Here is a 26,509-nt window from a genome sequence, read left to right as displayed (position 1 = left end):
TTACCTTTTCTATAAATATGATAATATTAATTCGTCAATTAATAGGAGCACTAAATATGAAAAAAGTTATCACCTATGGAACATTTGATTTATTGCATTATGGTCATATTCGCCTACTTCAACGAGCCAAAGAAATGGGCGATTACCTTATCGTTGGCCTTTCAACAGATAAATTTAACGAACTACAGAAGCATAAAGAATCATACAACAATTTTGCTGAACGAAAATATATTTTAGAAGCAATTCGCTACGTTGATGAAGTCATTCCCGAACAAGATTGGAATCAAAAAATTGCTGATATTCAAAAATACGATATTAGTTTATTTGTTATGGGAAGTGACTGGCAGGGTAAATTTGATTTTTTAAAGCCATACTGTCAAGTAACTTATCTATCACGAACACCGGGTATTTCAACGACCAAAATCAAAAATGACTTAAAATAAAAAGCTTTAATTACCTACGGGTTAATTAAAGCTTTTTTATTTAGAAAATGTAAATTCAAAACGATCGGCTACATAACTTGCTCTTGTATATTCAAATGGCTCTCCAGATGAAAGTTCTGTTACTTGTAAACGGGTAATTAAAGCTTCACCTTTTTTAGCATTAAGTAAGCGCGCCGCATTTTCATTCGCAATTGCGGCAGAAATATGTTCGGTTACGCGACCAATTTCATAGCCATTTTGCTCTAACGTACGATATAAATGCGTTGATATATTTTCTTTAGACATGCCTAAAATCAATTTATGGGGAATTGTAACAACTTCATAGCAAATTGGCACATTATCGGCATAACGAATTCGTTCCATGCGTAAAATTGTTTGATCTTTAGCCAAATGCAATCGTTCCATTTCCGATAAAGAAGGCTTACCAACACGATATGAAATTAACTTACTAGAAGGAATTTGACCGTTGGCATGAGTAATATCAGTAAACGACATAATACCCGACATTTTTTCTTGTACTTTTTGATTTGCGACATAGGTGCCACTACCCAGTCTTTGTTCTAAAATTCCTTCATCTTCTAAAGTTTTTATTGCTTGGCGCAAAGTCATCCGAGAAACGCCAAATTTAAGAGCAAGTTGACGTTCAGATGGTATCCTGCTGCCAACCTTATAAATATGACTTTCAATTTCACGCTTAATTTGATTATGAATTTTAATGTACATTGGCTCTTCCATTTTGCACCCCCAACTATACCAGTATTATAAGCTAAATTAAAAATAATATAATTATTATTTTTAATTATTTTCTTTAGTAATCCACTTCATTCCCAAAAGCTTGAATTTAGCTTCATAACTACGCTCTACTGTAATTTCTTCATCACTAGTTGCAATTACACTAGCACTTAATTTGGCAGAATCTTTTACCGCTAAATGAGCTCCATTAGAATTAAAAATCAAATCTCGCCCCTCAAACTCTGCATCATCGCCCAATGCTAAAAAATACTGATATTCAAGTCCACCATTAAAGGTCGTTTGGCGTGCACTACATTTTGCTTTATCTTGAAAATCAGTATGACTAAGTATAAGTGAATTAATAATCGTTAGTTGGACCTCGTTAACACCAATTAAACGATCTATTTGACTATTTTGAATAATCACGTGTGGTTTAGAATCTAGATAAACGCAGCCCTTAAAATTGCAACCAACAATGTTAACCCAAGTTCTATCTGTAATATACAGGCAAGTATCATCTTGAAAAGAAAGTTCGCTATTTAGCATGTTTAACCAAACTTCGCCTTGAACTAATAATGTATTTGTTTGTGAATTATTAAAATTAATTTCTATATTGGAATTAGCATATGTTTCAATACTACCATTTATCTGTGAATTATTGATAATTGCCGTACCACGACCTTCAAGAGCCAAAGCCGCAACGTCTTTTACAACATTTTCAATTGTAGAATCATTCATTTCTAAACGAAAATCGGCATCAGCAAATAGAGAAACCGATCCATTTAAAATAATTGTTGAGTATAACTCTAACGTTACTTTGCCATTGCAAGCTATTACCGCTGTATCATCCCCATATCCTTTGATTATGCAATTACGTAAAGTCAAATATGTATTAGCTTTAGGAGGAATATACAAACTATTTGCTTCATCATTAGTATTGAGACAAAGATTTTCTAAATTAACAAATCGACTGTCATTGGCTACATTGATGCAGCCTAAAATAGTTGTATCTTCAGGCAAAGTTCCCGTACCTTTAATTGTAATATCAGAAAATAATATCCCCTGTGGTAAATCATAAAATCCAGGTTCCAAAAGGAGAACATCATCTGTTCTGAGATCCTTTAAAGCCTCATGCCAATTAGTTTCTTCAATACTAGCACCAACTTTAACTAGTCTAGCCATAAAAATTCTCCTTTTGATAAAAAAATCAACGTCCACTTCCTACTATTTGTGCTTACTTTATAAATTATAGTAAGTACAAGTAGTCCTTAACCTATTGCCGCATATTTTTGCATAAAAGCAAGTAAAAAGGCAACTATCACAGCTGCCTTAAATCAATTATCTTATTGGGTTAGCTGGATTCGAACCAGCGCATACTAGTACCAAAAACTAGTGCCTTACCACTTGGCTATAACCCAGTGACAATGGAGGAGGGTGGATTCGAACCGCCGAACTCAGAGAGAGCGGTTTTACAGACCGCCGCGTTTAGCCACTTCGCTACTCCTCCGTTACGCACGTAAATTATATTACCGAAAAACGTGCATAATTGCAAGCAATTTTTTGCTTAATTTTTATTTTCATTTATATATTTTTCAAGACGCTTTAGACCTTCATCAATTTGTGCCATCGAAACCGCATAAGAGAATCTAATATAACCCGCTCCTGCTTGGGCAAAACAGGAACCGCCTGTAACTGCAACATGAGCCTTGTCAACTAAATCATAGATAAATTTATTGTCATCTTGCTCAAAACTAGCAGGAATTTTAGCAAAAATATAAAAGGCTCCTTGAGGTTTAACACAAGTAAAACCTAACTTAGTCAATCCGTTATATAAAACATCGCGTCGCTTTTTAAACTCTGCCTTCATTAATTGCGCATCATTCATCCCATTTTTAAAGGCTTCTTCAGCTGCATCCTGCATTGGTGTAGGCTCAGTAGTAGCTATAAATTGATGAACTTTTGCAATTTGTGCCACAATATTTTTTGGTGCACAAATAATACCAATACGATAACCAGTCATTGCCCAAGATTTAGAAACACCATTTAGTAAAATAACTTGATCGTGTAAAGTTTTTTCCATTGATGCATGATCTTGATCATAACAAAGTTCACTATAAATTTCATCACATAAGGCAAAGATTGGCTTATCGCGAATCACATTGGCTAAAGAATCTAGTTCCGCTTGACTATAAGTCACACCAGTTGGATTATTTGGATAATTCATTATTAATAAGCGCACGCGATCCCCATATTGATCAAGTACCGCTTGTAATTTATTGGGCGTCAATTTAAAGTTATCCGCTGAAGTATCGATTTCAACAATTTTAATTTGCTGACTAATCATTCTGGCATCACTCATATATAATGGAAATATTGGAGTAGGAACAACCATAATATCGCCTGGATTTAGAGTTGCAATTACTGTATCAAAAATTGCCTCAGTTACCCCATTAGTAACCAAAATTTCAGTTTCAGGATCATATTTTTGCCCATACTTTTGAGCTAAAAATGCACCCGCTGCTTGTCGTAAACCTATTGTCCCGTTTGATGGCGCATAATGTGAGTGATTTTGTACAATTGCTTTTTGGGCAGCTTCTTTAATATGCACAGGAGTGTCAAAGTCAGGTTCACCAATAGTAAACTTAACTACATCAGGAATTTTACTGGCATAATCTGAAAATTTTAAAATTAAATTTTGGGGAATATCAGTTAAACCAGACTTCATGTATTTTATCAAATCAACCATTTTTTCACCTATCCTCTTTATATTTTCATCAATTATACATTTAATTGCAATTATTTTCTACCTATTTTTTCATAATAATACCAATTATTTAAAAGCAAAAAAAAATAGACAGCTAGCTGTCTATTTTCGGGTCGGGTGTTCGTATGAACAATTGGGTTAGCTGGATTCGAACCAGCGCATACTAGTACCAAAAACTAGTGCCTTACCACTTGGCTATAACCCAATTCATTTGAGCTTTTACTTGTCACTCAACGATAAATAGTATATGAAATTATTGCTTCTAAGTCAAGTAAAAAATAATTTTTTTATAGGTTAAGTTCATAAGCATAACGCAGGCCATCTTTGGTTTGGTCAATTTGAATAGTTCCACGATATTTAAAACCTGTTTTTTTAATTAACTTTTGCATTCTTAAGTTAACAGGATGGGTATCAATTCTAAAATTGTTAATCCCCTTTAACTTTCCTTGTGAAATCAAATTCGACATAAAAAATTGGCCTAAATGCTGTCCACGAAAATTAGCTGAAATAGCTATTCGGTGAATTGTTGCATATTGCAGGTGCTCTTGATGCCATGCCCCATCAATCTTGGCATAAGTAGTTTCTGGAGTCGTTTGTAAAATGGCAATACCAGCAATTTGTTGATCGACCATTAGACAATAAGCTTGTTTTTTTACAATATCAGTTGTAATTATTTCCTGATTTGGTCGTCCATTCTGCCATTGTGGGTTACCATCTTCTTTTAATAACTGCTTAGCTTGATTAATAATTTGCATAATTTTTGTGATATCTTTATTTGTTGCTTGTTGAAGATAAATTGCCATATTTTTTCCTTTACACCTTAATTCTCACTATAAAAATTTAATCTAGTAAAGACTAATTTTATCCTAGGGTTGAAAAGCAAAATTATATTTTTTATTTTTAACAACGTTGGTCGGTATGCTGATAAAGTGCATTGAACAAATATTATTTGTAACAGAAATACTAAAGCCAAAATAATTATAATCGCCATCATATAGAGAACCTTGCGTGTTAAATAAATCTCCAGCATGTTCCCATTCTTTATAGTTACTGCGGTCAAAACGTCCAGCTTCACCACTACCTACATAACCAAAAATCATTTGCTTTAAGCCAAAATAGACGCATTGTTTTAATTCTGTCATGGTCATTATTTGATTATGATTATAAAAGCCCGCCATATCTTCAATATAATTATTGTCAAAGTTCAATCCATTTTTATGACAAGCTCGTACAATTCCCTCTACATAATGACTTTCTCTAATAGTTCTATTATTGACAAAGTACTCTCTGGCTATATCGTCAGCCAGTTTACTTGCACCATAGCTTTCTCGCCATGGCTTTAACTTTAAATCTCTTCTAGCTTCATTAATTAACCGTAATGAAAAAGAACTGATTGTAGCCAATTGATCAGCGCTAAGATTAGCTACATCTACTTTTGTATTTTTATCTTTGGTATTTTCCCCAAGTTTTAACCGACTAAAATCGTTTACCTTCATGCCATACATTGATGCATCAATAAAAGCTTGACTAGCTTTTCCCTGATAGGCCTTTAACAATTCTTTTTTAGTATAACCTTGCGGTAATTTTATTGTTGCTCGCACATATTTTTTAATATTAGGCTTAACTCGTACTTTTGCTTTACTCTTTTTAACCAGCTGAGCATCCTTTGCCAGAAGCCACTGAGAATTATTTCCTATTTTATAGGCCAAAAGTTTCTTTCGTCCTAATTTCTTTTTTTCACTATACTGATATTTTCTTTTAGGCATAGCATATAGATGCGCTAATTTACCTGAGCTGTTATAAAGTCTGGCCTTTTCGTTTGCTCTAGTTTTTACATATCTATTAACTGTAGTCGCGATTATTTCCTGTGGCTTATTTACAAATTTGACTGAAATAATTACTGAAAAAATGATATTAACTATTACAATAGTAGCTTGGCTTTTTTTCATTAAATTTTCCTCAACAGTATCTTTTAAATAATTTGTTCATCATTATTAAATAATTTTAAAACTAATTAATAATTATTGCCAATGTATTATTAATTTTTATAACTATTATTTAAATTATTTCATAATTTATAGCAAAAACAGGAGCTAATAAGGTTACCTAGCTCCTGTTTTGTATATTGAATTTATTTAAAACAATTAGTACCAACCATTTGCTTGCCAAAATTGTTTAGCCGCTGCCCATGAGCCATAACGACTAGCAACATATTGATTGGCAACACGTTCTTGATTAGCAGCGGAATAATCACCATTTAAATATGCAGCTGCTAGTTGATACTTACCAATATATTGACCATTTTGTGCACTATATGAGCTACCTGATTCACGATTAGCAATCCAAGCCTTGGCACTAGATTCTACATCATTTCCAACCATTGTCTCATTCTGTGTATTGGTAGGATTATTATTTGTAGTAACAGTAGAACTATCAGACTCTACTGCTACTTGAGATTGAGTTTCGGTTTCATTTATATTTGCTGGATAATAGCCTGAATTTACGTATTCAGCTTTTACCCATTGATTTTTGCCTAAATCATACCATTTTTCTCCATTATGGTCATAGGCAGTTTTTATGACTTTCCAAGATGAATTACTTGGTAAAATTTGTCCAGTAGCTTCAGGCTGCTCGTAACTATTCCAAACGTGAATACCATTACCTTCAACATAGTTCACAGTTACAACTGCTGCATCATTTTCAACGGTAGCTGCATGAACAGTATTAGTTTTAGTGCTGTTCATCAGCGCAACGCCTGAAACAGATAATGCTGCTACTGCTGCTGATTTAACTAAGATTGATTTTACCTTCAAAAAAATTCTCTCCTTATCAAATTTCATATCATTTCCTCATTAAATTGACAAATATGCATTAATCAATTCAATTGCTTACATACTACAGTGTTTAAATTGCAGAACTATAACAGGAATATCACTCAGTCTTTAAAAAAATATTACTTCTGTTAAAAATAATGTCATACTTGTAACATTTGCTTCACATTCATGCAAAATTGAAAATTAAGTCCTGATAAAGATTCTGAATATACTTGTCACATACAAAAATAAAAATTTACCATCGGTATATTCTAACTAAACCTCTGATTTTGCAACATAAATGAAAATATTATTTTTGCTTTTCTTCTTTAATCATGAAAAGTGCTATTATAAAAGTTAAGATTTCAAAGAAAGGGTGAATGAATTGAGTAAGTATATCGTTAAATTAAGTGAACAAGACTGGCAAATGATCAAAGATTGTCATTCTAAAAATGATTCAATCATGCAGGCCTTGGCTGAAGCCAAAAAAGTCGAAGATTAAAAATTAAAGTTGTTAACTTTTGCTTTCTCTTTGAGAAAGCTTTTTGTTTACAAAAAAGTTAATATCATTAACTCAAAAGGAAATATATGGTACAAATTATATTTATAAAAAATAATAGAGGAAAAACACTTGGATTTTTCCTCTATTAATCCATATTTTAAATTTTAGTATTTTTAAACAAGTTAAAAATATCTTGAGCCGTATTAGCAATCTTTAGCTTAGCAATAAAATCTTCATGAGTTAGCAACTTGGCTGTATTCGACAAATATTTTAGGTGCTCATTACTATCAACTTGTGGAATCAAAAATGAAATTACTATATCAATTTTCTGCCCATCTAGTGATTGCCAGTCTATTGGATGCTTTAATTTAAGAATTAGCATTGCTGATTTTTCAATTGCAGCTGATTGAGCATGTGGTATTGCAAAACCATCTGTCATCCCCGTCGAACCTTCTTGTTCACGGTTAGCATAACTGGCATAAACCTTTTTACTATCATTAGCTAAATTATTGTTAACTGCAAAATCAGCTAAATATTTTAAAGCCTCATCACGATTTGGTATATCAACATCTGTTTTAATATTTCTTATTTCTAAGATATCACTTGGATCAAATGTTTCCTCATTTATTGCTGACGTTCCATTTTTTATTTTAGAAGAAGTAGTTATCACACTATTTTCAGCGGATACTGTATCTTTTTTTGCGAATCGTCCAGCAATTAGTGCCAATAAAACACCAGAGATAATTGAACCTATTATAATCCATAAAACCCATAAAAGGGGCTTGTTAACTAATGGTAAAACAATAAAACCGCCGTGAGGTGCAGGAACACTAATTTTAGTAATATATGTCAATACTGCTGCTACTGCTGATCCCACCATAAAAGCTGGAATATTCCATAAAGGATGCTTTGCAGCAAATGGAATAGCACCTTCAGTAATATGAGTTGATCCTAGCAAAAAGTTAACATAGCCTGCTGTTTTTTCACTCTTAGAATATGCTTTAGGATTCATTAAAACAGCGAATCCTGTAGCTAATGGTGGAGCAATACATGCGGCAGAAACACCAGCCATAAAGAAATAATTACCTTGAGCAAGTAAAACTGTTCCTGTAACATAGGCAGCTTTATTTATTGGGCCACCAAAATCAGATGCACACATTATTCCGACAATGATTCCCAGTAAAATTGGATTAGTGTTTTCAAAACCTTTGAGCCATGTCATCATACCTACATTAATCGCTTTAATCGGTGTATTTAATAAATACATGATGGAACCAGTGATTAAAACTCCTAGAACTGGAAATAGGAAAATTGATTTTAAGCCGCGAAATTTATCATCTGGTAATGGTTTAAATAATTTTTGTAATCCCCAAACCACAATTGTTGCTAAATAACCACCAACAATAGCTCCTAAGAATCCACCACCACCATTAAATGTAATAAAACCAGCAGCTAATCCAACAACAAAACCTGTTCTTTGAGCTAGTGCTTCTGCAATATACGCTCCTAAAACTGGAGCCATCAAATTCATTGTTGTACTACCGACTGTGTTTAACATAGCTGCAAATTGATTGTATTCACTACTCTTAGGATCAGCCGAATTAATTCCCCAGAAGAAGGAAATTGCAATCAAAACACCACCTGCAACAACAAATGGTAACATATGCGATACACCATTCATTAGTGATGTATACAATTTGTTTCCTACACTTTGATTATTTTCACTAATCACATCAGAATTACCCGAATTTTGACCTTCTTTATAAATAGGAGCATTCAATGCACGATTGATCAACTCTTCAGGTTCTTTTAATCCACGAGCCACAGGGACTACAACTAACTTTTTACCTGCAAAACGATCAGTATCAACATCTATATCAGATGCAACAATTACAGCTTTAGCTTCTCTTATTTCTTCAGCTGTCAAATGGTTTTCAACCCCAGTTTGTCCGTGAGTTTCAATTTTGATCGTATAGCCCAGCTTTTTCGCGGCCTTTTCCAAGGCCTCTTCGGCCATAAAAGTATGCGCAACACCAGTAGCACAACCTGTTGCACCTACCAAATCATATTTTGCCATATTAATACACCCCTTCTTTTACTGAAATCTGTGGTAATAATTCATCTAAAGCAAACTCTGTTAAGCCAATTCTGCTTGCAGTGTCGCTACCTGCCGCCACCGCCATCTTTAAAGCTTCTTCAACTGATTTATTTTTTTCTAATAGAGCAATAAAAGTTCCCAGCATTGTATCGCCTGCACAAGCTGAATTGACTACTTTGATTTTGGGCGCATTGGCAAATAAAATGCGATTATCATTAATTAATGCTGCTCCTTGTGCCCCTAAAGAAACCAAAACATTTTTACAACCACCTGCCACTAATTTTTGTGACAATTCTACGATTTTCTTTTTAGTTAATTTTTCCTTGCAGTTAAAAAGTTTTGCTAATTCTGCATCATTCGGTTTTAGCAAAAATGGTTGAAATGGCAAAGTATCAAGAATTGCGGCATAACTACTATCGATAACTAACTTAGCTTTCTTATTATTAGCAATTTGAGCAATTTCAACCAAAATATTGGGTTTAATTCCCTTGGAAAAACTTCCAGAAATCACTACAATATCATTAGTTACCAAATTAGTGGTTAGATACTGCAAAAATTTATCCTGAACGGTTTGATTAATTATAGGTCCCGGATTTACCTCTTTATATTCAGTATTTTCGTCAATGACATTTGTAAAAACATTAACTCTAGTTGGTTCCTTAACTTTAAAAAAATTAGTTTGTATACCTTTTTCCTTTAATCCAGAAACGATATAATCCAATGTAAAACCACCACCAATACCAGTAGCAACACTATCTATACCTAATTTTTTCAAAATAAATGATACGTTAACGCCTTTACCATTTGGTTGCAATTCAAATTTTTCAGTTCTATTAACTACCTTAGGTTCCAACTTTTTTGTCACAATCACTAAATCAATTGCCGGATTTAGAGTTATTGTATAAATCAAAATTTTCACTCCTTTTTATTGACTTTTACTTTATTATATAGATAATTTGTTGTAACATTTTTCTTAATGATAGCGTTTACTTTTATAATATAGAAAAAGTTTTACAAATGAGGTAAATCAATGCCAACCAAAGAACTCAGTTCTGCTGAACTCCACTTATGGAACATTGTCGAAAATAATCCTGAACAAATTGCAAAAATGTCAATAGTTAAATTAAGTCAATTCGCAAATGTATCTACTGCGACAATCGTACGCACAATGCAAAAAATGGGCTATAGCGGTTATACTTCTTACCGTGAATCTTTAAAATTAAAGAGTAAATCAAACTCTGCCTTTAGCGTCTTAAATGACGCTGACGATAAAATCCGTCATGTCATTACTAAAAACGAGATTGAAATGAATAATACCCTCCATAATCTTAGCTACAGCACGATTGAAGATAGTATTTCATTAACTAGACAAGCAAAAATTATTTATATTTTTGCCAGAGGTTTATCAGAATCAATTGCCAATGAATTAATGGTTAAGTTGCAGTTAACTGGGAAATATTGTGAATTTCATTCTGATCCAAATATTATTAAAACTATGGCTAGTAAAATTAAACCTAATGCACTTGCAATTTTTATTACTCTAAATGGCGAAACCGAAGAACTAGTTGCAGCAGCAGCCATTTTGAATAAAAATGAAATACCAACTCTAACTTTTACTACCAATCCAGCCGGAAGTATCATGCCTTATTCCACCATGTCATTTATCGGATATATGTCAAAAACAAATTACTTTCCTGAATATGAGGTGCGTTCACGCTTACCTTTACAAATTATGACACGTATTTTTAGTGATGCTTATTCTGTTAGAACTGGTTTTTATGAAAGCAAATAAAAAGGCCATCTATACAATAGATGGCTTTTCCTATACTGTTTAATTATTCTATTTTTAATTTTTCACGCCAGGATTTTGCACCGCTGAGCACTTTATTTAAATTTTCAATATTTTCCTTACCTTTAGTTGCAAGCCATTTACGTCCAGCTTCTTCATTTTCACCAGCAAACGGTTTAATCGCTGGTTTCCAGGTAGCTCGCCCGCAAAGAACGCCATTAAATTTTGCTCCCACATCCTCAGCCATTTTAATCTCAGCAATAAATTCCTCGCTTGTTACACCAGCTGATAAGAAGATATACGGTAGATCGGTTGCTTCAGATTGCTTTTTCAATAATTTTTTAGCTTCAGCTTGAGTATAAATAACGTTGTTATCGCCATTAAAGCCTTCAACATACTTAAGATTAAAGGGAATTTCCACCTTTAAAACCGTCACATTATATTGAGGTTTTGAGAACTCTTGCATGGTTGCAATAACTTTATTAGCCTTAACTTTAGCAAAATCTTCGCCTTTAGTATCATTAATTTTAGCATCGTAAGTCAATATTTCTAAGAAAAATGGCAATTCATTAGCTTTTGACTCAGCACCTACTCTTTCAACAAAAGCTTTCTTTTTATCATTGATTTCTTCTCCCTCGTCTGGATCATAATAAACTAAAAATTTGATTGCATCACCACCCTCATTCTTAATTCGTAACCCAGATTGATTCTCAATTAAATCAGGCATTCTACCAGGTACAGTTGTATCATAACCAGTTTTTTCATAAGAAAGCAGTAAACCACAATTCTTATCTCTAACTTTAGTAGCAGGAAGACCGTATTCTGGATCAGTCAATATTGATGAAGCATACGGTGTTAGTTCACTTGAAACGGCCTTTTTAAAATCAACAATTGTTGTTTCATCTGCTGGTTTATTTGCTGCATCGGCCAGCATTGTTTTAAGCGATCCACGTTGATCAATTGCTAATGCACTAATGATACCATCTTCAGTTGATAAATTTTCCATATGTTTAGCAACGGTAGAAGTAATTGTTCTCATTATATATCTCCTTTTATTTTAATCGCACATTGCAATTATATACTTATTTAGCTATTGATTAAAGCGCTATCAATATACTTGAAAAGATTTACATATAATGACTAAATTTAGAAAAGTTTTACTTAATTTATAAATATTTTATATTTGCTATCAATTATTACTATATTTAAAATATTTTTACAAAATCAGTCATATTAATTAATTATTGGAGCATTTTTATGACATTCACTTATACGCTAAGATACATGTTGGATCCACGCACAAATACGTCAGAAAAAAAACTACTAAAGCAAAATAATATAACAATATTATTACAGACAAAAAAATAGAGATACAATATATCCCTACCTAAAATATTATTTCATTGTGTCCGCTAGTTCTTTAAACCAAAGTGCACTCTTCTTTATATAACGCTTTTGGGTTTCAAAATCAACGTAAAATAATCCGTACCGCTTATTATAGCCGTTAGCCCAAGAAAATTGATCCTGGAGTGACCAAACAAAATATCCTTGTACATTGACGCCCTTATTTTTTGCTTTAAGAAGTGCATCTATATGCTGATCGATAAAATCGATTCTTGGCTGGTCATCGATAATTTTATCTGTACCATCAAATTGGTCTTTGTATCCTAAGCCATTTTCGGTAATATAAATCGTTTGACAGTTGGGGTAGTCATGATTAACACGAAGTAAAATGTCATAAAGTCCCTTAGGAAAAATATTCCAGTCCCAATCAGTAGTCGGTACACCCTGTTTCTTAACTATTTCGCCAACACCCTTAAATTTAAAGGATGATGTCCCTTTAGCACCTGTTCCGTTAAAGTGATTTTCACTCTCACCTTGATAAGCCTTAATAAATTGATTTTGATAATAATTTAAACCAAAAATATCATTTTGAGTCGCAGCTTTAGCTAAAATATCTAGATCACCATCTTGAATATCTAGGTGGGCATTATTTAACCGCAATATTTCATTAATCGAAGTCATAGTGTCTTTAGAATAATAACCTAAAAATGTTCCATCAAGTAAAAATTTATTTAGGAAGGCATCCTCAAGTTTTGCCGCATGCTTATCTTCTTCGGAGTCAGAGATTGGATAAACTGGCTGCAGAACATGAATTAACCCAATTCGTCCTGACAAATTCATACTCTTATACAAGTTAACCACACGAGCATGAGCAAGCAGTTCATTGTGCTCAGCTTGGATAGCACTTGTTACATCAAAGTGATGATTAGGCGGGAAGGTACCTGCAATGTATTGCGAGTAAGCAAGTGAAATTAATTCATTAATGGTAAACCAGTTCTTAACTTCCTTAAATTCATTGAAGCAGAACTTGGCATAATCAACAAAGTAATCAATGTTTTTACGATTAAGCCAATCACCATCTTCAAACAAATTCTTTGGACTATCAAAATGGTGAAGACTGACATATGGTTCAATACCATTATCAAGACATTCTTTAAACAAATTATGATAAAAATCTACCCCTTTTTGGTTAACAGAACCATAACCTTGTGGAAAAATTCTCGTCCAGGCAATTGAAACTCTGATTGCATTCAAACCATATTTCTTGGCCAATCTAATATCTTCGGGGTAACAATTATAAAAATCGCTGGCTGGGTCAGGAGAAAACCTTCCTTGCTTACGCAAATACGCATCCCACATTGTTTCTCCCTTCCCATCAACCTTTGTACTTCCTTCTACTTGATAGGCTGCTGTAGCACCACCCCATACAAAGTCATTAGGTAATTTTTGTACTCTATTTAATAAACTCATTGTCAATTTCTCCATTAATTCTTTAATCTGAAATATTTGTGATGATTAAGTCTAAGCACTTATCAGCATGTTGTGTCATATTAATGTATTGTTTACCAGTTGTAGTAATCATTTTAGCGTTATTCTGTTTGCATTCCTTCTCAAGCTCATCCTTCATAGCATGCATTTGAGGAGCCAAAATAACAATATCCATACCGCTTAGTAAATCATGATGTGATCCAAACGATGTAGCGGCCACAGATAAAGGCAATGAATTTTCACTTGCCAACTTATTTAGGGCCTTGGCTAAAATTCCACTAGTTCCGCCACCTGCACACAGAACCAAGACATTTAATTCTTTACCATCTTTGGTTTTTGAAAGTGGTATCTTACTAGATAAACCTGCTTTAGCTGTTTGACCATCATTTATTGTGTTTACTTCACCAGCTGTTTCTTCATTATGAGAAATAACTGCTGTAGAATTTGCATCATTTTGATCTTCCTCAGCATGTTGCTTTTCTTCGTTACACTTCTGAATATCATAGGCCTTGAAGAACGGATAATACATTACCGTATCAACAACCAACAATACAATAGATAAGACAATTGCAACGATTGAAAAGCCGGTTCCCATGATAAGACCCAACGTACCTGGCGTAGTCCATGGCAGATTATAAATAAAACCAGGCATATGGAAGATATCAACAAAAATTTTGAAGAGCCAAACATTAACGATTGGTGTTAATATAAAAGGAATAAAGAAGACTGGATTTAAGATTAGCGGTGCCCCAAAAAGAATTGGTTCATTAACACCGAATAGTACCGGAATAGACGCAGCGCGACCAACAGCTTTTAGCCCCTTAGATTTGGCCCAAAAAGCAAACATCAAAGTAATAACCAGGGTTGCGCCAGTTCCTCCAAGGGTTGCAACAAAATATTGCGTACCTTGCGCCAATATATGGTTAGCACCAGCAATATTTCCTGCTTTCCAAGCAGTTAAATTTGATTCTACATTACTCAAATAGATTGCGGTTACAGCTGGTTCAACGATTGATGGTCCTTGGATACCAATAAACCAAAAGAAAGCCATTGCGCCATAAACAATTGCTAAACCCACATAACCGTCCGCAGCCGTGAACAGCGGAGAAAGAACTTGAATAATCCAAGCAGCTAAATTGGTTCCGGTTAGTGCCCTAAATACCAAGGAAAACACCCAGAAGAAACCGGTACTTATTGCAAAGGGAATAATATTTTCAAAAGCACTTGCGATATTTTGAGGTACAGCGCTCGGCAACTTAATCGTTATATGATTTTTAAAACACACATAATAAACATTAGGAACAATAAATGCTACAAGAAATGCACAAATCAAGCCTTTAGTACCAATCATTGAAATTGCAAAATAAATATTATTTAGCTTATCTGTCAAAGTATCTACTGCAACCAAAATAAATGAAATCTGTGCTGTAAACTGCACACCTATTGTTGGAATCTGTGCGATTTTAGGTAGATCTAAGTTTAACGAATCAGTTAAAGCTTTGGCCACGGATGAAGAAGCCATCAATGCTAGAACACCCATTGACATGTTATAAAACATATTTAACGCATTGGCCACTTTAACGGGCCATGCAAAGTGCCAAATCAAGGGTACATTGGCAATTAAGAGAAAAATACTCGAAAAAATAATGATCGGCATTAGAGCAATAAATCCATCTCTAACTGCCCGTAAATACTTATTTGCAGCTATTTTTTGAAAAATCGGTTGGGCTTTTTCAATTTGCTTTATTACGACCTTCATACTTATCCTCTTTTCCTATTACTCGTTTTTCTTTAATTGTTCAAGTTCTTTAAGGGTAATATTGTATTTTTCATATAAATCGATAAAGTACTTAGCCTGATCTCTCAAGAGCATCGTAGTCATCAAAGTATCTTGGCCATGAGACATAATAAAGGTTGTTTCCATCTCCTCACCACTGGCTTCTTTACTCATTAGCCTGGTTTGGGAATTATGGGCATCGTTAAGTGAAACATCTGCACTTTTAACAAGTTCACGCGCTTTATCATAATTGCCTTTTTGTGCTTCATCTAATGCATTCATTAGTGCAGTTTTTGCATCTCCCGCATATGCAACAATTTCAAAGCCTGCCATTGATATTTCTTCTCTTGTAACCATTTTTCTCTCCTTTTCACACTAAATAAATTTTCGATTTTGTTTGAAAATGTTTTATTTTGTTTGCTTGTCTATAAATATTATATGTAACCGGATTCAAAATTGCAACAAATTTTCTTAATTTTCTACAAATTGAAATAGTGAAACTTTGTTTCTCATTCTGATTTTATTAAACAAATTTCCCTCTGCCTTACCGAGTACAAAAAAAGACCACGACAATCTCTGCATGATCTTTTGTATTTGTGTGCGATTAAATTTTGTTTTTTATTTACTTTTATTAGTCGTGGTATACGCCTTCGGCCCACTTCTTATTTTCTTCATCAAAGAAGTGAACATTATCCTTTTGATCAGGATTCGGCTTTGCAATACCATCAATTTTGGTAATTAATTTGCGGTTATCGTCAGTTGGGGCATACCTAGCATTCAAAAATGAATCTACAATATCAAAAATGAAATCACGTCCAAGGACAATACCGCCAAAGCCAATAACATTTGCATTTAATTCACGGCGGGCATATTCAGCTTGAGTAGCGTCGCCAACCATCGCTGCTCGAATACCCTCATTTTTATCAGCGGCCGTTGAAATACCGATGCCTGTCCCGCAAAGAACGATGCCGAGATCAGCACGGCCATCAGCAACATCTTCTGCCACACGTTTACCATACATTGGATAGTGAGTTCTTGTGTTGTCATGTGTACCTTCATCAATTACACGATAGCCCTCATCCTTAAGGTGATCAGAAATAGCCATTTTAATTGCAGTCACAATATGGTCATTACCCAAGGCAATCACCGTATGCTTATCAATTTTAGGATCAACAAATTCTGGTTGTGGTCGATCATTATCTAACATTTTTAGCCCTCCCTTAGATCATTTCTTCTAACATGTTTAGCCGAATCTGATGCCGTCCGCCAGCATAATCAGTATCAAGATAATGTTGCACGATCGAATAGGCTAATTTTTCACCAACAATGCCACTTCCCAAAGCGATAGCCTTGGCACCGTTGTGCATCGCTGTCATGTGGGCAGTTCTTTCCTCGTTCACATTTGCGGTAACCATCCCTTTGACCTTGTTAGAAGCCATTGCCGATCCTACACCATATTCATCAAACATGATGGCTTTTTTAATACCGTTATCCAGTACTTCACGTGTAACTAGCAAGCTAGATTCAACAAAATCTGCTGCTGCTTTTGTTGTAACGTCCAAGACCTCATAATTGTGATCCTCCAAGTACTGCTTGACTTTTTCCTTTAAGTCAAAGCCAGCCTGATCGCTACCAATAACAACTTTCATAGCTAAAACTCCTCTCAAAACAACTACTTATAAATAGTTGTAAATTGACTATAATGTTTTTCCAATTCAGGATCGATACCACGATTAGTAATCAAACCATCAACATCGCGCAAGTCATAAAATTGATGAAAATCGCTGTGATCCAATTTAGAATAATCAGCCACTATCAATTTGATTTGTGAATGGTCCAATCCAATTTTCTCGGTTTGACCCTCTTCTAAGTTAGCTGTTGTCATAGAAGTATCCTTAATACCATTAACACCTACAAAGCCGACTGAAAAAGACATTGTTGCAAGTTCACTATTAGCAAGAGCTCCTAAAAAAGCACCACTGATTCTCCGATAAGAACCGCCAATCATGATCAGATCATAATTATTAGGACTGTTTTTAGCCACTTCAAAAACTGGCAGTGAATTAGTCACTATCCTGAGATGCTTAACTTTCAGGTTGGCAACCATTAATTCTAAAGTAGTGCCCGGACCAACATAAATTGAATCATTTTCATGAATTAGATTGCAGGCGCGCTTAGCAACTTCAATCTTTTCCTTACTATGAATCTCTCTTTTTTGTTTGTAACTTTTTTCAATACGGCTTTGGTCTGACAAAATCTGTGCGCCACCGTGAATACGCATAATCTTGTTGGACTTATGCAATTCATTTAGATCCCGCCTAATTGTCATATCAGACACCTTGAGGGCTTGGGCCAATTCATCAACTGTTACAAACTTTTGCGTGTTCACTATCTGTAAAATCGTCTTTAATCTTTCACTTTTTAACATGGTTACCTACTTTTTAAACTAGATTAAGCAACTAACTTAGTTCATCTTTTAGTATAATTGTTCTATTTTGTTTGTCAATGTTTGAACATGTTTGATAAACGGATTAAGAATAATTAGCTGCAAGTTATTTCTTCTTTCTAAATCTATTCTATATCATGTTGTTCAAAAATTATTAAATCAATGGCTTCTTTACAAAATTTTGTCTCCCGATAATTCTCGTAAAAAATCATTCAAAATTTCAGCGTATTTTCCAGAAGTAGAAACAGTAATCAATAGGGAAAATTATTTTAGAAAACGATGATTTCAAATCAATCAAACTTGAATAACCTAATTTTTCGCAAAAGTGTCTGACAACAGATTGCAAAACATTAAGCATGATTGATAATTTCATTAACAGTCACCTGGTCTAATCGGGAGAGATTTTCCACTAAGTAGTGGTAATTGCGTGATTGCCACTATCATAATGAGAATTGATTAATTCACTTAGTGAATTTAGTAACCTGAGATTATTTACATTAGTCACCTTTAAAGGCTTCTATTAAAACTGCAATTTTTGACATCAATTAACTTTAAGTATAGCTGGTAACTATCAGTTATGACTGCTATTTTTAGTTTAAAAGATATTTTAGTTATTTATTTAAGCACTTGATAAAATCTTCCTTTAAGTTAAGCTTTTTTATGATTTAGTAGTTTATACTAGTAGTAATCAGTTGTAACGATATAAAAAGGAAAAACATGCTACGAAAATCACGCTTTAGCTTAAGAACTAAATCTGTTTTACTAGTTTTTTTAACAACAGTTATTTTTGTTATTACTGCTGGCAGTATCGCTTCATACCACGTCAAACAGAGTCAAAAGCAAATAATCAAAGAAGAAATCGCTGGAGTTGCTAGAATTGCTGCTCAAGATGCAACCGTTAAGGAAACTCTAAAAAAGCATCCCCAGCCCACCCAAAATAATTCATTGCAAAAATATGCCAATCAAATTACACAGGCATCTCATGTTGATTTCGTTGTCATTTTAGACCGGAAATTAATGCGCTACTCACACCCTGATACTAGTCGGATTGGCAAAAGATTTAGTTCTCCGCAAGATGCTAAGAAATCAAGCACTGGTAAAATCCATTATTCACATCGTAAAGGAATTTTAGGAACGGGTTATCGCATCTTTGTCCCTGTTTTCAAGAACAAACAACAAGTTGGCATTGTTTGCGTTGGTCTAACCGATAGCTCAATTAACCGAGCAATTTTATCTGCTCAAAAATCGGTTATTCTTGGTTCATTATTTGCTTTATGTGCCGGCATAATTTTGGCACTTTTTTTAGCGCAAAGGATTAAAAAATCTCTTTTTAATATGGAACCAAATGAAATTGCTACCAAGCTGACGGAATTACATGCTATTATTGATAGTATTGATGAAATCTTAATTGCCGTTAATGAACAAAACATCGTAATTACAACCAATTATTTAGCTAAAAAAACATTTCCAGCAGTTAAAGTGGGTACTGCACTAGATTCCAATTTAGCTGAACTGATTTTTAATCATAATCATTCACAAAATAAGACCAATGTTCCGCTCTTAATTAACGCTAAAGAATACATTGTATCCACTAATAGGCTAGTTTATCATGACAAAACTTATGGCCAAATTGCCCTACTGCAAGATCAATCCAAATATCAACAACTGTCTGAACAATTAGCTGGAAGTGAGCAATACATTCAAGCGCTTAGAGCGCAATCGCATGAATTTCGCAATAAATTACAGGCAATTTACGGTATGATTGAATTAAAGCAATATGATAATGTTACTAATTTTATTGGCAAAGTTAATGCTAATTACCAGCAAGAGTTTGGCCAGCTAAACCAGCAGATTGAACCACCAGCTTTAGTCGGGTTTTTAACCGGTAAAATTAATCAGGCTAAAGAGCAAAAAGTGACTTTGACACTTACTCCTGATTCCTATTTGCCACAAGCAATTGTTTCAGACAAATTAAATCTTGATCTGATCAAGATATTGGGTAACTTAATCGACAATGCCTTAGCTGCCATTGATACCAGTGGTGCCATTAAACTCGAACTTAATTATGATACCGAAAGTACAACCCTGATTATAGAAGTGACCGATAACGGTAGTGGTATTCCGCCTGCTGTCCGAGAACAACTTTTTAAGCAAAAATATTCTACTAAAGGTAAAGATCATGGTTACGGCTTAATGCTGGTTAAGCAGATTATCGATAATCATCACGGCTATATTGACATTACACCTTGTAATCCACATGGTAGCAATTTTTATCTTGAATTACCGATTAACAGCGAGGAGTAAAAATGTTACAGATTCTCATTGTGGAAGATGACCCCATGGTCAATTCAATTGATAAACAGTACCTAATGAAAATAATTCCGCCTGCAAAAATGCAGCTTTATCAAGTAGATAGAGCAGATAAAGCTTTAGCACTTGCTCAAAAAATGCAGCTTGATTTGGTCTTACTCGATATTTATTTACCCAAAATTTCAGGTACTGAGCTTCTTCAATTATTTATTAAGCACAATCTCCATCCGAATGTAATCATGTTATCAGCTGCTAAAGATAGCCAAAGCATTAACCAAGCATTAAACTATGGCGTACTCGATTACCTGGTAAAACCATTTTCTTTTGAGCGATTCCATAAGGCAATTGAGCATTTTCTAAAATATAATGAGGTATTAAACCAAGATCGACAATTATCGCAAACTGAACTCGATCAGATTTTTATTACACAAAATTTTGCTGGAGAAAAAGAAATGACCTCCTTGCCTAAAGGACTATCAAATTTTTCTCTTAACAAAATAAAGGCAATCATCGCAGAAACACCCGATTATTTTTCTAATCAGGAGATTGCCCGTAAGTCTAAACTCTCACGGATTACCACGAAAAAGTATTTAGATTATTTAGTAAAAACTAATGAATTAACAATCAAAACACATTACCTAAAAGTAGGTCGACCAATTAAACTTTATAAAGCTAATAAATAAAAAGCGAACTATCAGCTGATAGCTCGCTTTTTTGTATATTAACTTAGTCTAACTTAACGTCGTTATCAGTCTTACCTGTCTCTAAAACTTGGTGGAAGTTTTCATAGCTGACTGCAATCATATCGGTTAAAGCTGGACTCGTGTAAGAACCAATGTGCGGGGTTAGTAGAACCTTAGGATATAAATCAACTAACTGCTTAGTCAGTTCATTAGTGATATTTCCTTTAAAATCATGTCCCAGCACTTCAACTTCGTCTGGTAAAACATCACTAGCAAAACCAGCAATTTGATTTTGAGTGATTGCCTTAATAATAGCAGGATAATCAGCAAGTTGTGTTCTCGCCGTATTAACCAAAATAGCAGTTGGTTTCATTTTCTTTAAAAAGTCCGCATCGATTAAACGATCATTTTGACCTGGGAAATACGGCACGTGGATTGAAACAATATCTGATTTTGACAGCAATTCATCCTGCTCAACAAATTCAACATATTGTTTAGCGAAGTCGCTTGGATAAGGATCATAGCCCAAGACTTTGGTTCCCATTCCACTATATAGCTGCGCTTCAGTCGCCCCAATTCGACCAGTTCCGATAATTCCCACAGTACTTGAATGAACTTCCCCAGAAAAAGTGGCGGTCGAAACACTAAAGTTTCCCTGCCTGGTCATATCGACTGCCAAAGCAGTATGTCTAAAGAGCATCATTCCTAGGGTCATTGCTAATTCGGCTACAGCGTATGGTGAATATGCCGGAACACGAGCAACTTTCGTTTCATATTTGGCTGCGGCCTTAAGATCAATATGGTTAAAACCTACTGTTCTAGTAAAGACGTATTTAATGCCCCACTCATTTAATTTCGCCAAGTTTTGTGCGTCTGCCTTACAATTGGCACGTAACAAAACAGCATCTGCGCCTTTGGCAGTTTCAATATTATCATGAGTTAACAATTCAGGTTCCAATTGCACATCATAATGGTATTTATTTAATTTCTTGAAGTAATCTACTTCATTTTCACGTACGCCATAAGCAACAATTTTAAACATAAAAAACCTCCTAATTAATGAAATAATCCGCTTTGACTAAGAACACCGAGAAAGGCAATCCAAAATGGCATTGCCACTACCGCTAAAATTGTCGATACAAAGGACGCATTGGACGATAATACCGCCTCACGATCAAAGCTAATCGCATAAGACGAAGCAACGGTAGCGGTTGGCGTAGCCATCATAATAATGATTGTACCTAAAGCAACATAGCTAATCGGTAAGATGTTAGTCACATTTAAGATGACCAGTATTACCAAGTTAAGCAGTGGTACTAAGACAACCTTATTAAAACTGTAGTACCAAGAAGTCTTGTTTTCCGCAGCTTTTTTAAATGAAGTCGAACCTAAAGTAGCACCGATTGATAGCCAAGCAAGTGGTGATGCTAGGTTAGCCAGATATTGCAGTGGTTTGTACAGCCAAATTGCAGTCTGATCAATTCGGTAAAAGGCAACCTTAATTATTGGTGCACCAGGATTAATTACGCCATTAACAGCTTGTCTTACAGCTACCTGTGGCATGTAATTTTGCACTAGCCACATAATCAGTCCCAAAAAAGTAGCAATTACCACCGGATTGACAAACATTTTTTTGATATTGCTTGCATTCATTTTCAAGCCAGACATCTTAATATAAGCATAAGAATATAAAAAAATCCGGTAGCCAATATTAAAAATCGAGCTATACATTATTCCCTTGGTACCAAAGACCGCACCAACAATTGGAATTCCAAAAAAGGTAGTTGAACCAAAAGTGGTTAAAATTGCTAGAACATCCCGCTTATCTTTAGGATATTTGGCATAAGAAATTGGGGTTACCAAAATCAAAATAATATAAATTACAATTCCCCAAATTAACACATTCATCCCTTGCGAAAAAGTTTCGCCATTAATTGGCTGCATAAATGAGTTGAATGCCAAAGCCGGAAGCGCAACTGTTAAAACAATCTTAGATAAAAGCTTACCATACTTTTCTGTAAAGATATTACGCTTACGTAAATAAAAACCCAATAAAATAATAAAAATTGTTGATGTTACTGAGCTAACTATCGCAGCATTGGAAAATGTCACTTGAATCGCTTTCGCAATATTCATCTTTCTCCTCCTAATTAATTACATATTTCACAATATATTTTAGTTTTAACCTAAATTTTTGATAATAATAGTAAATTAATGTAACCTTTTGTAACTTATGTAAGCGAAATCAAGTAAATATAAACGAACAATTTTACCAGTAAAGTAACTTGCATTTGTCGGAAAATTCAAGCTAGTAGAATATGTGAATAAAAAAACAAAACAAAAGCATCCTATTTGATCTTCACAAAATAGAATGCTTCTTAACATTATTTTTGTATGAGCTATTTAAAATTCATCAAAGCCGTCTTCTTCTTGCTCTGCTACATGGCTTACCTTCTTATGAACTGGCGATTGCTCAAAAAAGGCATACATAATTGCTGCCATTACCACAGCAAAAATTGCTGCTCCAGGTGCTGCATAAGTTTGAATTGCCAAAGATATGCCAATGATTGAACCAGAAACTAAATTTACGTAAAAATCATCTGGTTGAAGCCCTGTTATTCGACAAAATTTTTAGCTAAACGCCGGAAGCCCTAAAAGTGACCATACCCGTTAATTAGTTTAATCATTAACCTTAATTCAGTAACCCAATTTATTAAGTTCAGGATAGTCTTTAAGATTAAGTTTTCGCCCACTCTTTAATGAAAACACATATGCAGTATTCCAAAAAAGGAAATTTCCTTTAAAAAATAGTGGAACAATACTTGCTTTTTTCATGATAATTCTTACGCAATTTATTAATTTTAAGTTCTCCTATTATTTTGAAATTTAATAGATTGATGATCTTTTATCTTGGCCAATTTACTCATCAATGTAATTTAAAACTAAATAGGGCGCATCACATGTGATGTGCCCTATTAGTTTAGTTATTATACTTTTTATCACTGATAATCTTTCCATTACCAATTGCTTTAATTTTTTGTGAAGCATCATCGTCATCACCATTTTGGTGGAAGACACAACCAGAATACAGCATTACTTGTTTATGCTCATAATCATCATGCTCAAAAGTGTAAGTTATCTTATAGACAACATTACTACTATTATCTGGCGCAGGCGAAATGGAAACAATGCTACAATCCATATCATAAGAAATTATCTCGTCATTGTCATTAAAGTTACCAATCTGCTCATGCAGTTCTTGGTAACCATTATTTTCCGCGCCACCAACAAATGCATCTTCAGCTGGATCTTCAAAGTTGTCTTCCAAGATATTTTTGGCATCATCCTCGCTGATTAAGCCAGGCCATTCAGGCTTAACGACATTGCTACTACTATCATCGTCATCATCAAAGCCTAAATCATCATAATCAATTACCTTTGATCTGATTGCGTTGCCGTCAACTTTCATCATGACATAAATCTTCATGTCATCCGTAGCAGGATATTCGTTAAATACTTTTTCGCCGTTCTTATCTAACGTACCAACTTTTTTCTCGTTAATATAGACATCCGCACCAGGAGAGCTTTTAACCGTAAAATTGACGGTCTTGATATTCATATTAATTACACTATTTGAAAAAATATTGGCGCTTTTATCAGCAGTTAACTTATGACCAGCAGCAGTCGATTTAACTACAATATGATATTTTCCAGGAAAAAGTGGCTGTACCTGCTTATAATAACTTTCACCACTACCATTAACCCCGCCGATTTTTTCATCATTAACATAAATCGTCGAATTGGCATGATTAGTCTTAATATGTGGTGTAAAAGTCTTAAATTTTAACGTATATTTAGGAAAAAACAGTAAATAGCGTCCTGCCTGTACTAACGAAACGTCTTCATAAGTATCACCATACTTAAAAGCTTCTGCCATCTTATCGGCATCACTACTGTGATCAAAATAATAATTTTGCGTTGGCTTCAAAGCCGCATTAGTGACATGCACACTAGGATTATCCGAGATAACATAGTCCGCTAAATTTGCCCGCGGATTTTTTAAATACGCAGTAATCTGATCAACTTGATTTTTCCGTTGATAATGATTTGAGCCCCAAGCATAAAAAGCAATGAAAGCAACAACCAAAACGCCCACAATGCTCAAGATTATCTTAGTTTTCTTTTTCATCGGCTGGCGCAGATTATTGTCAGCAGCTTGCCGGTGCGTCTGATCCGTTCGGTATTCCTGCCGGCTTTGCTTATTATTAGACAGCTTTGCGCCACAATTGGGACAAAACTCCTCGTTTTCGTTAACTGGTTGTCCACAATTTGGACAAAATTCATTTTTATTCATCTTTACACCATCTACATTGAACCATTAAAACCCGAAATAATTTGATTAAAAATTGACCGTAAAACGGAATTATAAATAAGTGAGTTCATTATCAAACTACAAACAAAAATAATACCAAAAGCAAGCAAAGCGCCATATGCTTTATCCCGTCGAGCACCGTTATTTGCTAGCAAGGCCACTTCTTGACCAATAAAGAACAAACCAAATAATAGTAAAACTAAAAATAAAGTAAATCTGATACTATTAAGTCCTAAAACCATTAATAAAAAGAAAATGACTGTCAAAATCAAATTTAGGTTACTAGCATGGATACCGCGGTTAACAAAATCTAATAGATTAATTTGCTCATCATAAATAAATTTATATGCCACAAAGTGACTACCAATCACAATCAGTTGGAAAATCAGGACAATTAAAAATACCCGAAAGACAATGCCAAAAGAAATATCAAAATTGCCCCAACCTCTAGTATCGCCCCCAAAATGATTGACTAAGCCAATTGCACTGGTAATAACTGACTTAGCAAAGAAATATAATCCAGTAACAAATAAAACATCTTCAATTAAAATTGTTAACCAACCGTACCAGCTTTGAGCAGCTAAATTGCTAGCTGCGGGACGTTTCCATGATTCAACCAGCCATTCCCAATAATTTTGCAAATAGCTACCAGAATTAACATGTTGCTGATTAACTTCAGCCACAACTGGTGCAGTTTTTTTAGTTACAGTAGTAGCCTGCTCCGGCTCTTTTTCTAACGTAATTGAACGTAAATCGCTACCGCATTTAGTACAAAAATTAACCCCATTTTCCATCAGGGCACCACAATTAGGGCACTTTTTCATTACTTACTCCTTACATTTATAACAACATTATATGAATACTAACTACTTTCATCCGCTCCCAAAATCTGGAATAGCAATATTGGATAGTAAAACATCTTCTTCCCACTTTGTCTTTTACCCAAAT

Annotated in this window: 24 protein-coding genes and 3 tRNA genes; 4 read left to right on the top strand and 23 right to left on the bottom strand. The window is 34.3% G+C overall.

Going from position 1 to position 26,509, the window contains the following annotated elements; genetic code table 11:
* Positions 1-56 precede the first annotated feature (56 nt).
* Positions 57-443 carry a glycerol-3-phosphate cytidylyltransferase gene (gene tagD, locus F5ESL0233_RS01400; protein ID WP_090093597.1) on the top strand — a complete coding sequence of 129 codons (387 nt, stop codon included), beginning with the start codon at positions 57-59 and terminating at the stop codon, positions 441-443.
* Between the two features lie 36 nt (positions 444-479).
* On the opposite strand, the gene F5ESL0233_RS01395 is transcribed toward tagD, so the two are convergent.
* From F5ESL0233_RS01395 to pfkB, 11 genes are all read right to left on the bottom strand, one after another.
* Complete coding sequence (locus tag F5ESL0233_RS01395) at positions 480-1,178, bottom strand: GntR family transcriptional regulator (RefSeq protein WP_090093596.1); 699 nt, start codon at positions 1,176-1,178, stop codon at positions 480-482.
* A gap of 60 nt (positions 1,179-1,238) precedes the next feature.
* Positions 1,239-2,357, bottom strand: a complete 1,119-nt coding sequence (locus F5ESL0233_RS01390; protein WP_122058380.1) for a hypothetical protein — start codon at positions 2,355-2,357, stop codon at positions 1,239-1,241.
* Positions 2,358-2,521: 164 nt separating this feature from the next.
* Positions 2,522-2,593, bottom strand: a tRNA-Gln gene (locus tag F5ESL0233_RS01385).
* Between the two features lie 7 nt (positions 2,594-2,600).
* Positions 2,601-2,682: transfer RNA gene (locus F5ESL0233_RS01380), tRNA-Tyr, on the bottom strand.
* 57 nt (positions 2,683-2,739) lie between these two features.
* Complete coding sequence (locus tag F5ESL0233_RS01375) at positions 2,740-3,921, bottom strand: aminotransferase class I/II-fold pyridoxal phosphate-dependent enzyme (RefSeq protein ID WP_122058378.1); 1,182 nt, start codon at positions 3,919-3,921, stop codon at positions 2,740-2,742.
* 151 nt (positions 3,922-4,072) lie between these two features.
* A tRNA-Gln gene (locus tag F5ESL0233_RS01370) sits at positions 4,073-4,144 on the bottom strand.
* An 82-nt stretch (positions 4,145-4,226) separates the two neighbouring features.
* On the bottom strand, positions 4,227-4,742 hold the full coding sequence (locus F5ESL0233_RS01365; RefSeq protein WP_122058377.1) for an N-acetyltransferase: 516 nt from the start codon (positions 4,740-4,742) through the stop codon (positions 4,227-4,229).
* A 63-nt stretch (positions 4,743-4,805) separates the two neighbouring features.
* A complete protein-coding gene (locus tag F5ESL0233_RS01360; RefSeq protein ID WP_122058375.1) occupies positions 4,806-5,888 on the bottom strand; it encodes an SEC10/PgrA surface exclusion domain-containing protein in 1,083 nt (360 codons plus the stop codon).
* 195 nt (positions 5,889-6,083) lie between these two features.
* A complete protein-coding gene (locus tag F5ESL0233_RS01355) occupies positions 6,084-6,752 on the bottom strand; it encodes an SLAP domain-containing protein (RefSeq protein WP_090093648.1) in 669 nt (222 codons plus the stop codon).
* 659 nt (positions 6,753-7,411) lie between these two features.
* Positions 7,412-9,331, bottom strand: a complete 1,920-nt coding sequence (locus tag F5ESL0233_RS01345) for a fructose-specific PTS transporter subunit EIIC (protein ID WP_122058374.1) — start codon at positions 9,329-9,331, stop codon at positions 7,412-7,414.
* 1 nt (position 9,332) lies between these two features.
* Positions 9,333-10,262, bottom strand: a complete 930-nt coding sequence (gene pfkB, locus F5ESL0233_RS01340) for a 1-phosphofructokinase (protein ID WP_090093576.1) — start codon at positions 10,260-10,262, stop codon at positions 9,333-9,335.
* Between the two features lie 120 nt (positions 10,263-10,382).
* Here pfkB and F5ESL0233_RS01335 point away from each other — a divergent pair, with 120 nt between their 5' ends.
* Entirely contained in the window at positions 10,383-11,144 is a 762-nt protein-coding gene (locus tag F5ESL0233_RS01335; RefSeq protein WP_090093575.1) for a MurR/RpiR family transcriptional regulator, read from the top strand.
* Positions 11,145-11,187: 43 nt separating this feature from the next.
* On the opposite strand, the gene F5ESL0233_RS01330 is transcribed toward F5ESL0233_RS01335, so the two are convergent.
* The 7 genes from F5ESL0233_RS01330 to F5ESL0233_RS01300 form a co-directional block, all read right to left on the bottom strand.
* A complete protein-coding gene (locus tag F5ESL0233_RS01330) occupies positions 11,188-12,180 on the bottom strand; it encodes a tagatose 1,6-diphosphate aldolase (protein ID WP_090093573.1) in 993 nt (330 codons plus the stop codon).
* A gap of 356 nt (positions 12,181-12,536) precedes the next feature.
* Positions 12,537-13,955 (bottom strand): 6-phospho-beta-galactosidase, encoded by a 1,419-nt coding sequence (gene lacG, locus F5ESL0233_RS01325; protein ID WP_122058372.1) that lies wholly within the window; start codon positions 13,953-13,955, stop codon positions 12,537-12,539.
* Between the two features lie 22 nt (positions 13,956-13,977).
* On the bottom strand, positions 13,978-15,732 hold the full coding sequence (locus F5ESL0233_RS01320) for a PTS lactose transporter subunit IIBC (RefSeq protein ID WP_122058370.1): 1,755 nt from the start codon (positions 15,730-15,732) through the stop codon (positions 13,978-13,980).
* Positions 15,733-15,750: 18 nt separating this feature from the next.
* Positions 15,751-16,107: a PTS lactose/cellobiose transporter subunit IIA gene (locus F5ESL0233_RS01315; protein ID WP_122058369.1), complete on the bottom strand. Its 357-nt coding sequence runs from the start codon at positions 16,105-16,107 to the stop codon at positions 15,751-15,753.
* A 274-nt stretch (positions 16,108-16,381) separates the two neighbouring features.
* The gene (lacB, locus tag F5ESL0233_RS01310) at positions 16,382-16,957 is read right to left on the bottom strand and encodes a galactose-6-phosphate isomerase subunit LacB (RefSeq protein ID WP_090093551.1); all 576 of its coding nucleotides are present in this window, start codon (positions 16,955-16,957) and stop codon (positions 16,382-16,384) included.
* Between the two features lie 13 nt (positions 16,958-16,970).
* Complete coding sequence (gene lacA, locus F5ESL0233_RS01305) at positions 16,971-17,399, bottom strand: galactose-6-phosphate isomerase subunit LacA (RefSeq protein WP_122021299.1); 429 nt, start codon at positions 17,397-17,399, stop codon at positions 16,971-16,973.
* A 23-nt stretch (positions 17,400-17,422) separates the two neighbouring features.
* Positions 17,423-18,178, bottom strand: coding sequence for a DeoR/GlpR family DNA-binding transcription regulator (locus tag F5ESL0233_RS01300; RefSeq protein ID WP_090093547.1), 756 nt, complete (start codon positions 18,176-18,178; stop codon positions 17,423-17,425).
* Between the two features lie 735 nt (positions 18,179-18,913).
* Between F5ESL0233_RS01300 and F5ESL0233_RS01295 the strand changes: the two genes are divergently transcribed.
* Positions 18,914-20,500 (top strand): sensor histidine kinase, encoded by a 1,587-nt coding sequence (locus F5ESL0233_RS01295; RefSeq protein ID WP_122058367.1) that lies wholly within the window; start codon positions 18,914-18,916, stop codon positions 20,498-20,500.
* 2 nt (positions 20,501-20,502) lie between these two features.
* Complete coding sequence (locus F5ESL0233_RS01290) at positions 20,503-21,189, top strand: response regulator (protein ID WP_122058366.1); 687 nt, start codon at positions 20,503-20,505, stop codon at positions 21,187-21,189.
* Between the two features lie 43 nt (positions 21,190-21,232).
* Here the strand turns inward: F5ESL0233_RS01290 and F5ESL0233_RS01285 are convergent, their stop codons facing one another.
* The 5 genes from F5ESL0233_RS01285 to F5ESL0233_RS01270 form a co-directional block, all read right to left on the bottom strand.
* On the bottom strand, positions 21,233-22,231 hold the full coding sequence (locus tag F5ESL0233_RS01285) for an NAD(P)-dependent oxidoreductase (RefSeq protein ID WP_122058364.1): 999 nt from the start codon (positions 22,229-22,231) through the stop codon (positions 21,233-21,235).
* 14 nt (positions 22,232-22,245) lie between these two features.
* Positions 22,246-23,325: an AEC family transporter gene (locus F5ESL0233_RS01280; RefSeq protein WP_122058363.1), complete on the bottom strand. Its 1,080-nt coding sequence runs from the start codon at positions 23,323-23,325 to the stop codon at positions 22,246-22,248.
* A gap of 267 nt (positions 23,326-23,592) precedes the next feature.
* A complete protein-coding gene (locus tag F5ESL0233_RS08215) occupies positions 23,593-23,742 on the bottom strand; it encodes a hypothetical protein (protein ID WP_158592373.1) in 150 nt (49 codons plus the stop codon).
* Positions 23,743-24,169: 427 nt separating this feature from the next.
* Complete coding sequence (locus F5ESL0233_RS01275) at positions 24,170-25,543, bottom strand: zinc ribbon domain-containing protein (protein ID WP_122058361.1); 1,374 nt, start codon at positions 25,541-25,543, stop codon at positions 24,170-24,172.
* An 11-nt stretch (positions 25,544-25,554) separates the two neighbouring features.
* The gene (locus F5ESL0233_RS01270) at positions 25,555-26,385 is read right to left on the bottom strand and encodes a zinc ribbon domain-containing protein (RefSeq protein WP_090093538.1); all 831 of its coding nucleotides are present in this window, start codon (positions 26,383-26,385) and stop codon (positions 25,555-25,557) included.
* Between the last annotated feature and the right edge of the window lie 124 nt (positions 26,386-26,509).

The sequence above is a fragment of the Lactobacillus sp. ESL0233 genome (assembly GCF_003692995.1).
In the GTDB taxonomy this organism is placed as follows: domain Bacteria; phylum Bacillota; class Bacilli; order Lactobacillales; family Lactobacillaceae; genus Lactobacillus; species Lactobacillus bombicola.
Note: the sequence above shows the minus strand (reverse complement) of the source record. Positions and strands in the feature narration are given on the sequence as shown.